Origin of the sequence: Paraburkholderia sp. CNPSo 3281, from assembly GCF_024206515.1 — a bacterium.
Lineage (GTDB): Bacteria > Pseudomonadota > Gammaproteobacteria > Burkholderiales > Burkholderiaceae > Paraburkholderia > Paraburkholderia nodosa.
In genome coordinates this window covers 398,467-412,698 of the sequence record NZ_JAMBPS010000002.1, presented here as the reverse complement: position 1 = coordinate 412,698, position 14,232 = coordinate 398,467, and the positions used below count along the sequence as shown (strand labels likewise).

The 14,232-nt window shown below is 67.0% G+C and carries 11 protein-coding genes; 3 read left to right on the top strand and 8 right to left on the bottom strand.

The annotated features are described in order from the left end of the window. The first annotated feature begins 346 nt into the window (after positions 1-346). Positions 347-1,612 carry an EAL domain-containing protein gene (locus M3I56_RS03900; RefSeq protein WP_254334185.1) on the top strand — a complete coding sequence of 422 codons (1,266 nt, stop codon included), beginning with the start codon at positions 347-349 and terminating at the stop codon, positions 1,610-1,612. A gap of 48 nt (positions 1,613-1,660) precedes the next feature. After that, positions 1,661-2,362 (top strand): copper homeostasis protein CutC, encoded by a 702-nt coding sequence (locus M3I56_RS03895; RefSeq protein WP_254352622.1) that lies wholly within the window; start codon positions 1,661-1,663, stop codon positions 2,360-2,362. Positions 2,363-2,423: 61 nt separating this feature from the next. On the opposite strand, the gene M3I56_RS03890 is transcribed toward M3I56_RS03895, so the two are convergent. From M3I56_RS03890 to M3I56_RS03860, 7 genes are all read right to left on the bottom strand, one after another. After that, positions 2,424-6,047, bottom strand: a complete 3,624-nt coding sequence (locus M3I56_RS03890) for an indolepyruvate ferredoxin oxidoreductase family protein (RefSeq protein ID WP_254352621.1) — start codon at positions 6,045-6,047, stop codon at positions 2,424-2,426. Between the two features lie 262 nt (positions 6,048-6,309). Continuing rightward, positions 6,310-7,248 carry an ion channel gene (locus M3I56_RS03885; protein WP_254352656.1) on the bottom strand — a complete coding sequence of 313 codons (939 nt, stop codon included), beginning with the start codon at positions 7,246-7,248 and terminating at the stop codon, positions 6,310-6,312. A 240-nt stretch (positions 7,249-7,488) separates the two neighbouring features. After that, positions 7,489-7,734 (bottom strand): hypothetical protein, encoded by a 246-nt coding sequence (locus M3I56_RS03880; RefSeq protein ID WP_028201739.1) that lies wholly within the window; start codon positions 7,732-7,734, stop codon positions 7,489-7,491. 122 nt (positions 7,735-7,856) lie between these two features. Beyond that, entirely contained in the window at positions 7,857-8,078 is a 222-nt protein-coding gene (locus M3I56_RS03875; protein WP_028201740.1) for a hypothetical protein, read from the bottom strand. A 210-nt stretch (positions 8,079-8,288) separates the two neighbouring features. Beyond that, positions 8,289-9,272, bottom strand: coding sequence for a carbohydrate kinase (locus tag M3I56_RS03870; protein WP_254352620.1), 984 nt, complete (start codon positions 9,270-9,272; stop codon positions 8,289-8,291). 16 nt (positions 9,273-9,288) lie between these two features. Beyond that, complete coding sequence (locus tag M3I56_RS03865; protein ID WP_254352619.1) at positions 9,289-10,623, bottom strand: AGE family epimerase/isomerase; 1,335 nt, start codon at positions 10,621-10,623, stop codon at positions 9,289-9,291. A 73-nt stretch (positions 10,624-10,696) separates the two neighbouring features. Beyond that, on the bottom strand, positions 10,697-11,752 hold the full coding sequence (locus M3I56_RS03860; RefSeq protein WP_254352618.1) for a LacI family DNA-binding transcriptional regulator: 1,056 nt from the start codon (positions 11,750-11,752) through the stop codon (positions 10,697-10,699). 229 nt (positions 11,753-11,981) lie between these two features. Between M3I56_RS03860 and M3I56_RS03855 the strand changes: the two genes are divergently transcribed. Continuing rightward, positions 11,982-12,137 carry a DUF3309 family protein gene (locus M3I56_RS03855; RefSeq protein WP_035512102.1) on the top strand — a complete coding sequence of 52 codons (156 nt, stop codon included), beginning with the start codon at positions 11,982-11,984 and terminating at the stop codon, positions 12,135-12,137. A gap of 107 nt (positions 12,138-12,244) precedes the next feature. On the opposite strand, the gene M3I56_RS03850 is transcribed toward M3I56_RS03855, so the two are convergent. Beyond that, positions 12,245-14,092 carry a phosphodiesterase gene (locus M3I56_RS03850; protein ID WP_254352617.1) on the bottom strand — a complete coding sequence of 616 codons (1,848 nt, stop codon included), beginning with the start codon at positions 14,090-14,092 and terminating at the stop codon, positions 12,245-12,247. Positions 14,093-14,232 lie beyond the last annotated feature (140 nt).

Here is a 14,232-nt window from a genome sequence, read left to right as displayed (position 1 = left end):
AAGCCGTCGCGAAGCGCGCACGGCGAATGCGTGGCAAGCCCGATATTTGCCGAAAATGCGGCAATTTGTCCGCCTTGTGTGCGCCACGATTAAAGCAAAGGCGCGTGGAAAGGCGCACGATATCGGTGCGCCGTGCGATGTCTCGCGTGGTGCATGGCGTGCCCAATCGCTGCGCACGCGATGGGCGCGAACGCATTTCCCGATGCGTGCCAGATCGCAGTGCGAGCGAGCACGGACCTTGCTTGATCCCTCCTGTGACGCAACGAAAATCAGGCTATGGAGGAAAGCGCAGGCCGTGCAGAGGCTGTGCGGACTGCAGCGTCCTTCCTACGCGCTAGAGGATGGCATGATCACAGAGCAACAGGACAAAACAGCCGTGGCCCCCCACGGCTTCGATCTCAGCGTCACTTCGGGGCTGCAGCGCTACAGCGCACACCATGGCGACCTCACGCTCACGAGCGTGTTCCAGCCGGTGTTCAGCCTCTCGCACATGCGTGCGGTGGGCTACGAAGGGCTGCTGCGCGCGCACGATCCACTCGACCGCCCGGTCTCGCCGCTCGACGTGTTCGGCGACGCCGCGCGCGTGGGCGAAGCGCTGTTGGTGGACCGGCTCGCCCAGGGGCTGCATCTGGAGAACTTCGCGCTGCTCGGCGCGGAGCGCGAGTGGCTCTTTCTCAACGTGCATCCGGGCACGCTGATCGAGGCGTATCACTCGGCGGCGCTGCTCGCGAACCTGCGGCGGCTGAACATCGCGCCGCGGCGCGTCGTGCTGGAGGTGCTGGAGGACGAGGCGACGGACCTCGACGCCCTCGCGCAGGCCGTGGCGACGTTTCGCGAGCGTGGCTTTCTCGTGGCGCTCGACGACTTCGGCGCGGGCAACGTCGATATTGGCCGCGTGTGGCAGCTCAATCCCGACATCGTGAAGCTCGACCGCATCATGCTCATGCACGCGCAGCATCGCGCCGACATGGCCGCAACGCTGCCCGCGCTCGTCGCGCTCCTGCACGACGCGGGCAAGCTCGTGCTGATCGAGGGCGTGGAGACGGAACACGAGGCGCAGCTCGCGCTCGCGTGCAACGCGGACTTCGTGCAGGGCTTCTTCTTCGCGCGGCCAGCGCCCGGACTCGCCGACGCCGCCCAGGCGCAAGGTGTGATCGCCGAGGCGACGGAGCGTTTTCGTCAGCAGACCGAAACGCGCGAACGCGGCGAGACGAATCGCCTGGCGCCTTATCAGCGTGCGTTCGAGCGCGCGGCCGAACGGCTCTCGGCTGGCGAACCGCTGGAGGAGGTGTGCTGGAACTTCCTCGCGCTCGATCATGCGGCGCGCTGCTATCTGCTCGATTCGAACGGCAGGCAGGCGGGCCGCAACGTGGTGCTGCGCGTCGATCGCGCGGAGCGCGATGCGCGCTTTTTGCCGCTGGAGGACGCGCAAGGCGCGAGCTGGCTGCGCAGGCCGTATTTCCGCTCGGCGCTCGTGACGCCGGGGCGCGTGCACGTGACCGGACCGTATCTGTCGATCAACGAGGCGCTGCCGTGCTTGACGCTTTCGATGGCGGTGCAGGTGGGCGAGCGCCTGTGCGTATTGTGCGGCGATATCGACTGGTTCGAGTAGGCGTGCATCTGCGATCATGTCGTGTTCTTCACGACATGGCGCGCAAACATGCAACATGAACGGGTTCTGCTGGAAGTCATCGCGACCACTGTCGCCGATGCGCAAGCCGCTGAGCGCGGCGGCGCGGATCGTCTCGAACTCGTTACCGCGATGGGCGAGGGCGGCCTCACGCCGAGCATCGGCATGATCGAAGCCGTGGTCGCGGCGGTGGCGATTCCCGTGAACGTGATCGTGCGGCCGCACAGCCGGTCATTTGTTTACGATTCGAACGATTACGAGGTCATGCTGCGCGACGTGCGCGCCGCGAAGCTCGCGGGCGCGCATGCGGTCGTGATCGGGATGCTCACGCCTTCGCATGAAGTGGATCGCGAAGGAATGCAGCGCGCGATCGACGCCGCCGACGGCATGCCGCTCACGTTTCATCGCGCGTTCGACGAAGCGCGCGATCTGCACGAAGCGTTCGACGTGCTGCTCGGTTTCGACGCCGTGACGAACGTCCTCACGTCGGGCGGCAAGCCTTCGGTGCTGGACGCGCAGGCGCAAATCGAAACGCTCGTGCAGCGTGCGGCGCACACGCATTGCACGGTGCTCGCGGGCGCGGGACTGAGGGTCGATCGCGTTGCGCAATTCGTGAGCGCGACGCGCTTGCGCGCGGTTCACTTTGGCTCGGGCGTGCGCGTTGACGGTAGAGGGCTCGCTCCCGTCGACGAAAGCCAGGTGCGGCGCGTGCGGAACTTGCTCGACGCCTGATTCATAAAAAAAGCGCGCGCCATTCAGATGAACGGCGCGCGCTTGCCAGCTTCACCTCAGCTTACTTCGCCACGACCACCGGAATGCCGCGCAACGCGCCCGCGCCCTTGAACGACGCGAGTGCCTCTTGTACTGCCGTGCTCGTCTTCACGTCGATGGCAAGGCGCGCCGCCAGTTCGCGCTCGCTGCGTTTCACCGCCGCGAGGTTCGCAAGCTTCACGTGCCCATAGCCACGCACACGTTGATGCAGATTGGCGAGCTTGGCAATGTCGTCTGCGTTTTCGGCGGTGAGGCTTGCGAACGCACCGCGCAGCGTCGCCTCGTAGTCGCCGGCGAGTGCGCGCTCCATGCGGCGCTCCAGCGTCTTGCCGAACGGATCGAGCCAGGTGCCGCGCACGCTGCGGCCCTTCTTCAGCAGCCCGAATGCGCTCCACAGCCACTGGCCGAACTGCATCTTGCGCGGAGGCTGGCCGTTCTTCTCGCGCGCGATGAGCGGCGGCGCGAGGTTGAACTTCACGGTGAAATCGCTGCCGGCCGTGCCTTCGAACTGTGCTTCGAGCGCGGCGCGGAACGCCGGGTCGGCGTGCAGGCGCGCGACTTCGTATTCGTCCTTCACGGCCAGCAGCCGATAGAACGTGGTCGCGACGGCGCGCGCGAGCGTTTTCTCAGCACGCTTGTCGGCGTTGCGTGCGGCGTCGACCAGCGCGCGATAACGCTTCACGTAGCTCGCGCCGCCATAAGCGAGCAGACGCGCTTCGCGGTCGGCGATCAGTTCGTCGAGCGTTTGCGTGAGCTTGCGCGCCGTGGCTTTCGCGGCTGCCGCACGTTGCGTGTCGAGCGCTTCGAGCGCGGCCGGGTCGGCGGCGGCCATGCGGCCGATGGAGAACGCGAACAGGTTCGCCTGCACGGCCACGTTGTTCAGTTCGATGGCACGCGTGAGCGCCGCGAACGAAACCGGCACGAGGCCAAGTTGCCACGCAAAGCCGAGCATCACGATGTTCGCGCCGATCGTGTCGCCGAGATAGCGCTGCGCGAGCGCCTGGGCGTCGCAAGCTGAGAGCGGATCTTGCGCCGACGTTGCGCCATTCGTCGCCGCGTGCCGCATCTTCGCGAGCAGCGCATCGGCGTGCAGGTTCGCTTCTGGGTTCTGCACGAACGACGCGTTCGGAATCTCATGCGTGTTCACGACGATGCGCGTGCGGTCGTGTCGCACCGTTTGCAGCGCGTCCGCGCTCGCGCCCACCACCATGTCGCAGGCGAGCAGCAGGTCGGCCTGCTGCGTGTCGATGCGCACCTGGTTGAGCAGCGCGTCGGTCGCCGCGAAGCGCACGAACGAGAGCACCGAGCCGCCCTTCTGCGCGAAGCCCATGAAGTCGAGCACCGAAGCGCTCTTGCCTTCCAGATGCGCGGCCATGCTGATGAGCGCGCCCACCGTTACGACACCGGTGCCGCCCACGCCCGTCACGAGGATGTCGTAGGGCGCGTTGTCGAGCTGCGTGGCCGGAATGGGCAGCGCATTCACGCGCGCGGCGAGCGCCTGCGGATCGAACGCGGCGCCTGCGGCCTTCTTGAGCTTGCCGCCCTCGATGGTCACGAAGCTCGGGCAGAAGCCGTTCACGCACGAATAGTCCTTGTTGCAGGACGACTGGTCGATGCGGCGCTTGCCGCCAAGCTCCGTTTCCACAGGTTCGACCGAAAGACAATTCGACTGCACGCCGCAATCGCCGCAGCCTTCGCACACTTCCTCGTTGATGAAGAGGCGCTTGTCCGGGTCGGGGAATTCGCCTTTCTTGCGGCGGCGGCGCTTTTCGGCGGCGCAGGTCTGGTCGTAGATCAGCACGGTCACGCCCGGCGTTTCGCGCAGTTCGCGCTGGACCGTATCGAGTTCGCTGCGGTGATGGAACGTCGTGCCCTTCGGGAACAGGCCGTGATGGCCGTCGTACTTCTCGGGCTCGTCGCTCACCACCACGAAGCGCGAGACGCCTTCGGCTTCCACCTGGCGTGCGATCTGCGGCACGGAAATGCTCCCGTCCACGGGCTGGCCGCCCGTCATCGCCACGGCGTCGTTGTAGAGGATCTTGTAGGTGATGTTGGTCTTCGTCGCCACTGCCTGGCGAATCGCAAGGATGCCTGAGTGAAAGTAGGTGCCGTCGCCGAGATTCTGGAACACGTGCGGCATCTTCGTGAACATCGAGTGCGCGGCCCAGTCCACGCCTTCGCCGCCCATCTGGATCAGGCCGGTGGTGTCGCGCTCCATCCACGAAGCCATGAAGTGGCAGCCAATGCCGGCCTGCGCGATCGAGCCTTCGGGCACTTTGGTCGAGGTGTTGTGCGGGCAGCCCGAGCAGAAGTAGGGCGTGCGGCGCACGGCGTCGGCGGCGTTCGAGAGGATTTGCGGCGCGACGAGATCGACCACGCGCTCGCGGCGGTCGAGCGCGGGCCGGTGCTTCGCGAGCCACGCGGCGAAGACGGGCAGGATGCGCGAGGGGCGCAGCTCGCCCAGCTCCGAGAGCAGCAGCGTGCCGTCTTCGGCGTGCTTGCCGATCACCGTGGGGCGTGCGCCTTCCTTGCGGTTGTAGAGGTAGTCCTTGATCTGTTGCTCGATCACCGGGCCTTTTTCTTCGATCACGAGCACGTCGGTGAGGCCCGAGACGAACGCGTCGATACGCGACATCTCCAGCGGGAACGACAGGCCCACCTTGTAGATGCGCACGCCCGCGCGATCCAGGTCCTCGATGGTGAGATCGAGGCGGCGCAGCGTTTCCATCAGGTCCAGGTGCGCCTTGCCGCAGGTGACGATGCCCACGTTCGCGTGCGGGCTCGGCGCGATCCACTTGTCGATGCTGTTCATGCGCGCGAAGTGGCGCACGGCGTCGAGCTTGGCGGCGAGGCGCTGCTCGATGGCGAGACTCGGCAGATCGGGCCAGCGGTTGTGCAGGCCGCCCGGCGGCGGCGTGAATCCCTCCGGCGCTTGCCAGTCGGTCTTGATGGCATCGAGATCGACGGTCGAGCCCGACTCCACCGTTTCCGAAATCGCCTTGTAGCCCACCCACGCGCCCGAGTAGCGCGAGAGCGCCCAGCCATACAGGCCGAATTCGAGCATGTCCGCAATGTTCGACGGATTCACGACAGGCATGTGCCAGGCCATCAGCGCGAAGTCGCTCTGATGCGGCATGGACGACGACACGCAGCCGTGGTCGTCGCCGGCCACCACGAGCACGCCGCCGTGCGGCGACGAGCCGTAGGCGTTGCCGTGCTTGAGCGCGTCGCCGGCGCGGTCGACGCCCGGGCCCTTGCCGTACCACATCGCGAACACGCCTTCGACGGTGCGCTCCGGGTCCGCTTCCACGCGCTGTGTGCCGAGCACGGCGGTGCCGCCTAGCTCCTCGTTGATGGCGGGCAGGAAGCGCACGTCGGCGGCTTCGAGCAGTTTCTTCGCCTTCCACGCCTGCTGATCGACCATGCCGAGCGGCGAGCCGCGATAGCCGCTGATAAAGCCCGCGGTGTTCAAGCCATGCGCGCGGTCGAGCGCGCGCTGCATGAGCGCGAGGCGGATCAGCGCCTGGGTGCCGGTCAGGAAGATGCGGCCGCGGGTGGCGGTGAGGTTGTCGGTGAGCTTGTATTCAGCGAGGGGCGGCGTATCAAGCGGCGAGGACGTGTCGCCAAACGCGGGGCGCGCGGTCATTGGGGGGAGTCTCCATTTGTCGAACGCAGTTAGCGCTTCAGCGCTGACTGCGATTCCGTGCATAGCTTTGTGGTCGCTCAAGCCCCACGGAGCAGGGCGGCGACAGAGACTCTATTTTTTCTCGCCAATGACGGAAATTTTTTGCTAACTCTCCGGCGCTGCCGCTTATTCGCGCGAGAGCCTGCCCGCGCAGGGCGAATTTGGAGAGAGATTTTCCCTGCCGCGCCGCAACCCCGTCTGGATCGGCCTTCGGGACAATCTGTCAGATCGTCCGAGGTGCGTAGGGCTTCGTCCGATCGAACGGCACGACATCGTGAAAGTGCGTGTAGTCCATCGTGCTCACGCCGTCCGCGTCGCTCATCAGGTCGACGTAGCGGTAGTCCCAGCGGATCTGGCGGTCCGACCAGCTAAAGCGCGCCTGCATGGTCTGCGCGGTCGATTCGTCGGAGCCCTCGATCACGACAAGCAGCGTGGCGTGCTGCTCGGCCAGCGTCTCGGGCGTGACGCCGTAGAGCGGGCTCGACTCGTCGATCACGTGCATGAGATTCCAGCCCAGCGTGAAGAGCGGATGCTGGTCGCGCACGAGCTTGAGGTCGTGGATGCGCCGCGCGCGAAAGCCGTCCGACGAAGTCTCGATCCGGATGAGCCGCAGCTTCGCGCCCGCTTCGGCGATCACGTTCTGGCGGGCGTTGGCGGCGCGCGCCATCAGCGTCATGCGGCCTTCGATGGGGTGCACCACCACCTGGCTCGCGAACATGATTTTCGCGCGCGGGCGCGAGAAGCGCGCGAACACGAGGCCGGTCGCCAACGCGATACCTGACATGCCGACGAAGATTTCCAGCGTGGCGACGATATGCGCATAGAGCGTTTGCGGATGCATGTCGCCGTAGCCGACGGTGGCGAGCGTTTCCACGCTGAAGAAGAACGCACCGAGGAAGCCCTTCGGGTACTGGTTGGCGATAGACGCGGTGCCGAGCTGGTAGAGGCACGCGAACACGCCGTTCATGAGCAGGAAGAGGGCCGCGAGCGACGCAAAGAAGGTGGGCCAGCGCATGGTGAGCGCCGTGTGATAGAAGTCGCCCCAGGACTGCGGCATGCCGTAGACGAGCACCTCGCGCGTGCCGATCATCACCTTGCGCGGCCTCCCGCGTCTGGCTTTTTGCCTGGGCCCCGCGGGCGTTTCGGCCTTGCAGGCGGCCATGTCCACGCCGGGCGAAGCCTCGGGTGCCGATTCGGCTTGCTGGGCCGCTTCCTGGTTTGCGAAGCGCTCCGGCGTCTCGGACGTCATGATGGTCCCTGCGGATCTGAAGTAAGGAGAAGAGCGTAGCAATGCTGCAGGGGCAGGACAAGCGGGCACGCGCCAACGGGCGCTGGCAGGGCGCAGGGCTGGCGCGACGAGAGCAGGAGTGAGACGCGGCAGGAACGGCGTCGAACGAGAGGCTTACGGAAACCCGTGCGGCTTCGGAATGCCTGCGCCGTGTTCGATATCCGCGATGGCCTGGCGGCGCGCGGCGTCCACGGCTTGCGTGGGCGCCTCGAAGCCCGCGTTGCCGCCGACCGTGACCCACGGCTGCACGGCCTTGTCGCGATGCGTGATCTGATACTCGGCGTCCCAGCGAGCGCCCTGCAGTTCGAGGGGATGCACGTGGATGGCGTAGACGCCGTATAGAAAGAGCTGTTCGGACATGGCTAACCTCCTGTCGACCAGAGTTGGCGCTTTAGCGCTTACTCTGGTCCCATGCAGAGCACCCCCGTCTCATGCAGCGCTGCCGGCAGTCCCCGAGCGGGCACTGGGCTCACCGCGGCGACTTACAGTTCGAGTTCGCCGAGAATGCGATGCGCCAGCGCCTTGGCTTCTTCGAGAGCCTCTTCCGGCGTGCCCGAGGCGGCTTCGACTTCATACACCGCGTTTTCGAGTTCCTCGCCGTCGTCGCGCGCCAGGGAGACCAGGCCCTGGTACTGGCCGGCGTTCATGGGCCGCACAGAGGCGACGGCCGTGTAGATCCCCTTGGTGTAGCTGACGTCTTCCATAACGTGCTCCTCGTGGAAGGAAACTCCCCTCGACGGGTCACGTGGACTGGGGCGCGCAAGCGTCGCGCCTGACCCGCAGCAAGAGGGAGATTCCATGCTAGCACGTTGCCCGCGCGGCTGCGGGACACGGATATGACGGCGGCGCGGCGCTTTCGTGTCAGCCCCGCGCGGTGTCCAGGCGGTGCGCCAGAATGCGCGCCGCGTGCGCCTTCAGTCGGCGAGCAGCGCGACGACTTCGTCGAGCGTCGGCGAATGCGCGCCGGGCCGGCGGCACGCGGCCGCGCCCGCGGCGAGCGCGAAGGCGAGATGCTGGCGCCAGTTGCGCTGCGGCGCGCTCATGAGGCTGAACAGCAGCCCGCCGATGGACGCGTCGCCGGCGCCCACCGTATCGGCCACTTCGACGCGCGGCGGCGCCGCCTCGATCACCTCGTCGCCCACATAGAGCGTGGCCGCCTGCGCGCCGCGCGTGACGAGCAGTGTGGCGGTCGGATTGAGCGCGCGCACGGCGTCGATGGCTTCGGCTTCGCTCTTGCCGGCGAACAGCATGCGCAGGTCTTCATCGGAGACCTTGATGAGATCGGCGAGCGCAGCCATGCGACGCAGGATCGGCTCGTAGCCGTGCGCCATGAGGTTGCGGTAGTTCGGATCGAAGCTGATCTTCACGCCGGCCGCGCGCAGCTCGGCGGCGAGCGTGGCGAGCGTTTCGCCGAGCGGCTGGCGCACGAGGCTGATGCAGCCGAAGTGCGCCCACTTCGCGTGCGCGCGCCAGCCTTCGGGCAGCTTCGCGGGATCGAAGGCGAGGTCGGCGCTGTGCTCGCCGATGAAGTAGTACGCAGGCGGATGCGTCTGATGCACGATCGCGAGCAGCGGCGCGCGCTCCACGCGCTGCATGAAGCGCATGTCGAGACCGGCGGCCACGCTCGCGTTCCAGAGTTCGTCCGAGAAGTTGTCGACGCCGAGCGCCCCCACGCTCGCCGTGGGCAGCCCGAGGCGCGCGACTGCGCGCGCGACGTTCCAGCCCGCGCCGCCAGGATGCGCGCGCCAGTGCGAGTCCATGCCCGGTGAGCCGGGCTGCGAGGCGTGCGGCGTGCCCTCGGGCGCGGGGGTGCGCACGAGATCGGTGAGGATGTCGCCGGCCGAGATGAAGGCCGGGAAGCCGGACGAAAAGTCCGGACCGGTGCTGCAGGTGCTCATCGTCGTGTTCCTCTGTCTAGTTCTGGCCGCTGGTGCCTGTCATGCCCGTCATGCCACCAGCGGCGGCGGTCGCTTCCTCGCGGCCCGCGACCGGCGCCATGCCGCGTCCCGGCAGCGCGTTCAGCGCTTCGTAGCACGCGCCCATGGTGTGATAGTCGGTCTTGCCGGCGGGGCTCTTCTCGTCACTGTACTTGCGGTTGTCGCAGGTGAGGATGCGGTACCACGCACCGTAACGATGATCGACGAAGTTCGCCCAGCTGTAGCGCCAGATTTCGTCGTACCAGTCCCAGAAGCGCTCGTTGCCGGTGCGCTTGCCAAGCAGCGCCGCCGTGGCGAAGGTTTCCGCCTGCACCCAGAAGTACTTGTCGTGATCGCACACGGTGCCGTCCGGGCCGAAGCCGTAGTAGAGGCCGCCGTGATCGTTGTCCCAGGCGTGCGCCATCGCGGCGTCGAACAGTTCGATTGCGCGCGGCAGCAGCCAGGGCAGCGGCCGGTGACGTTCGAGCAGCAGTAGCAGCTTCGCCCACTCCGTTTGGTGGCCCGGCTGGAAGCCCCACGGACGGAAGATGTTCGAGCTGTCTTCCTCGTTGTAGTGCCAGTCCACCGACCAGTCCGCGTGAAAGTGCTCCCACACGAGCCCTTGCGAGAGCTTCGCCTGGCGCAGCGTGATGTTCGAGGCCACCCGCTCGGCGCGGTCGAGATAGACGAGATGGCCCGTCGCCTCGTAGGCCGCGAGCAGCGCCTCGGTCGTGTGCATGTTGGCGTTCTGGCCGCGATAGCCCGAGACGATCCAGTCGGCGCTGGCCTCGTCGGCGTAGAGGCCCGCCGCGCCGTCCCAGAAGCGGTGTTCCATCAGATCGAAGGTCGCGCCGATCATCGGCCGCGCTTCCTCGATGCCGGCCATCGCCGCATGCGCGTAAGCGAGCAGCACGAACGCGAGGCCGTAGCAGTGGCGCGTGGCGTCGAGCACGCGCTTCTTGCCGTCGCGCCAGTCGATCTCCCAGTCGTAGCCCTGCAGATGCGGGTCCCAGTGGCCCTCGCGCAGGAACTGCAGGCCGTGGCGCGCGTATTCCAGGTGCTGCGCATCGCCAAACTCGCGATACGCCATCGCATAGTTGAAGACGTAGCGGCAGCTGCTCACGAGGTGCCGCGAGTGCGCGTTGTAGATCGAGCCGTCGTCGCGGAAGTAGTGGAAGAAGCCGCCCGACGGATCGAGCACGTTCGGCGCGTAGAAGCGCAGTGTGTCCTGCACGTGGCCGAGCAGGAAGCCGCGGTCGCGAAAGCTCGCGACGCCCGGTACGGCGACGGGTTGTGCGGTGGCGGAGGAGGCGGTGTCGGCGGTCATCGTCATGGCTTTCTGTTCTGTCCTGGACGTGGCTTCAGCGTATTTTCAATGTGTGTTCAGCGTGTTTCGACGGAGCGCCTCAGGCGCTCTGTGGCGTGCCTGCAGCGTGATGGACGGCGTGCGCGGCAACGAGGTTCGATGACGCCGCACCCAGCGTGCTCGCACGCGCGACGAGCTGCACCGGCAAACGGATTTCACTCGCGGCAGGCGTCTCTTCGAGCAGCAGCTCGACGCCGCGCCGCCCGAGTGCTTCCTTGTCGACGGCGATCGTCGAGAGCGGCGGCGTGGCGTGCGTGGCGCCCGCGATATCGTCGAAACCGATGATGGCGATGTCCTCGGGCACGCGCAGGCCATTGGCGAGGCACACGCGCATGGCCGCGAGCGCGGCGGCGTCGTTGTAGGCGAAGAGGGCGTCGGGCGGCGGGCGCGATGCGGCGCGCGCCGCGTCGATCAAACGCTGCATGGCGAGCGACGCACCCGTGTCGGGATCGAGCCCGCCGTCGATCGTCGTTTCGAGCGACGGGTCGAACAGCAGGCCCGCCTCGAAGAACGCGCGCCGGTAGCCGAGCGCGCGCTGCGCGATGCTGTAGTGCGCGAGCGAGCCGCCGATGAACGCAATGCGCCGCCGTCCCAGCTCGAACAGATGCTGCATGGCGAGCGCGGCGCCCGCCGCGTTGTCGATGTTCACCGAGCGCAGGCCCGGCGCCCACAGGTCGATCAGCACGAGCGGGCGTTGCAGCGCGACGAGCGCAGCGAGCATTTCCGGCTCGACGAAGCCCGCCACGGCGATGGCGTCGGGCGCGTGCAGGCGCAACTGCTGGACGGTGTCGTCGGCGGGGCCGGCGGTGAGCAGCGCGGGCACGATGCCGTGTTCGCGACAGGCGTCTTCCACGCCGTGCAGCACGTGCGAGAAGAACGGGCTAGCCGCGAAGTTGTTGTGCTGGCGGTGGAGCAGGAAGGTGAGCCGGCGAATGCGCGGACGCAGTTGCGCGCAGTCATAGCCGAGCGTGCGCGCGACTTCGACGATGCGCCCGCGCGTGGCCTCGGAGAGGCCCGGCTGGTTCTTCAACGCGCGCGACACCGTGCCGATCGACACGTTGGCGGCTTGCGCGACGTCACGAATGGTTGTCCCCATGATTCCTGGCTGGCGGTGGCGCGGTGAGCGTTCCGGGTGTGGTCAGGTGTGCGGCGATTGTATAGTAAAAACCTGTCCAAAAAACCCGAATCTACGTCTCGAATTCCAGGTAAATACCAGTAAACAATGAAATAAACGCAAACATTCATGTTTAGTAAAATTCACTAAACGGGCGCAGGCACGACGGTTGCGGAAAGCCGGACACCAACATTCGACTTACGGAGGCGTCATGCTCGGCACCCTGCTTCTGGTCATTCTGATCCTGCTGCTCATTGGCGCGTTCCCAGCGTGGCCGCATAGCCGTTCATGGGGCTACGCGCCTTCGGGCACGCTCGGCATCATCGTCGTCGTGGTCGTCGTGCTGGTCTTGATGGGGACGATCTAGCGACGGCGCAGCAGTCAAGCAACGCAAGCAAAACGGGCCGGCGCGCGGCACCCGCCGCGCGGCCGGCCCGTTCATGTTCTGGGCTGCCGCAGGGGAGGTTCAGGCCGCTATGACCAACCGGCTTCGCCTGGTGTCGAACTGAGCGTGGGCACGAGGTTGGCGCTCGCGCTGCCGTCGATCACGACGAGCCCGCTCGCTTCCTGCTTCGCGCGGCGCTTGGCGAGGGCCGCGAGCGAGGCGATGGCGTCGCTGCTGTGCTGCGCACCCTCGCCCGGGGCGATGTACACGCAGCCGATCGCCATCGTCACGAAGGTGAAGAAGGTGGCGTTGCCGTGGCGATCCTCGCCGTGAATGCCGCCCGCGAGGCGGTCGCCCGGTGCATAGAAGCGCTGCGCGCCTTCGTTGAACGTTCCGATCGCCTGGCGCGCGCGCTCGCGCCACGTCTCGCTCTGGAACAGGATCAGGAAGTCGTCGCCGCCCACGTGGCCGAGGAAGTCGCGCGTGGGGTCGCAGGCGTCGGCGAGCACCGTCGCCGCGAACTTCAGCACCTCGTCGCCTTGCCAATAGCCGTACTGATCGTTGAAGGGCTTGAACTGGTTCAGGTCGACGTAGCACGCGTGAAAGCCCGCGTCGTGCGACAGCAGACGCTCGATATGCGAGCTGATGGGGATATTGCCCGGCAGGAAGGTGAGCGGATTGGCGTAGCGCGCCGCCTGGATGCGCACCTCCGTCACGGCGCGCACGAGGCTCTCGCCAGTGCCGAGCCCGGCGTAGCGGCCGTTATCGGTGATGACGAAGCCATCGGCGAGATAGCGCTGGTCGTCGCTTACGAGGAGCGTCGCCATCTGCTCGACCGTCATCGACTGCTCGATCAGCACCGGCTGCGCGTTGGCGAATTGCAGGCAGGCCTTCTTGCCGAACAGCTCGCGGTGATACGGCAGCGCATAGCGGTCCATGAACGCGCGCCGGTTGATGAGCGCGACGGGGGCTTCGTCTTCCACCACGGCCACCGCGTGCAGCTCGGGTTGACCGTTGAACAGTTCGAGCACGTCGTTGTTGGTCGCCTGGCGCGGCAGCGCGGGCGCGCGCACGAGCATCTTGCTGGCCGGCGCGCCGCCGCCCGCGGGCTGCGTGGCGGCGCTGCGCGTGGCCTCGGGGAACACGGCGATATGGTCCGCGCGAATCGCCTCGCGCGCTTCGCGGGCCAGCACGCGCAGCGGCTCCACGTTGGGGCGGCCGAAGAAAAAGCCCTGGCCGCAGTCGATGCCCATGTCGCGCAGCACGATCAGGTCGGCAGCGTTCTCGATGCCCTCCGCCACGAGCCGTGTGCCGCTCGCCTGCGCGAAATGCTGCACGGCGCGCACGGCTTCGAACTTGAGCGCGTCGTTGGCGATGTCGTGGATGAAGAAGCGGTCGATCTTCACGACATCGGGCTGCAACTGCACCCAGAGGTTGAGGCTCGCGTTGGCCGTGCCGTAGTCGTCGAGCGCGAACTGGGCGCCGGCCGCGCGCAGCGTGTCGACGACGGGCGAAAAATTGCGCAAGTCGTGGATGGCGCTTTGCTCGGTGAGCTCGATCACGACGCGCGTGGGGTCGATCGGGCCGTCGAAGAGGGCGAGCGCGGCGTCGCCGTCGGCGGTGAGCTGGCGCAGCGCGTCGGCGCTGAAATTGAGGAACAGCTTGCCGGGGCAGTCGAGTCTCGCGAACGTTTCGATGCAGGTGCGGGCGGCCGCGCGTTCGAGCGCGGCGGTGCATTGTTCGTCGCCGGCGCGCGCGAAGAGGGCGGCGGGCGTTTCGAGCGGCGAGCCGGCCGGCCCGCGAATGAGGCCTTCGTAGCCGAGGATCGCGCCACCCTCGAAATCGACGATGGGCTGGAAGACTGCGCGCAGCTGGCGCTGGGCGATCAGCGCCCCGACGCCGGGCGCCGCGTGCAGGAGTGGCGCGGGAGCAGACATGGACAGGCCGGAACGGGCGAAGACGATGAACTTAACGGCATATGATCGGATGAATTAAATGAAATTTTGGTGACAGTGCCGCGATGTCCAATCTTTGGGCGTGCGGCGGATGCGTGCGTGACGCGGGGAGGGGCTGGCGG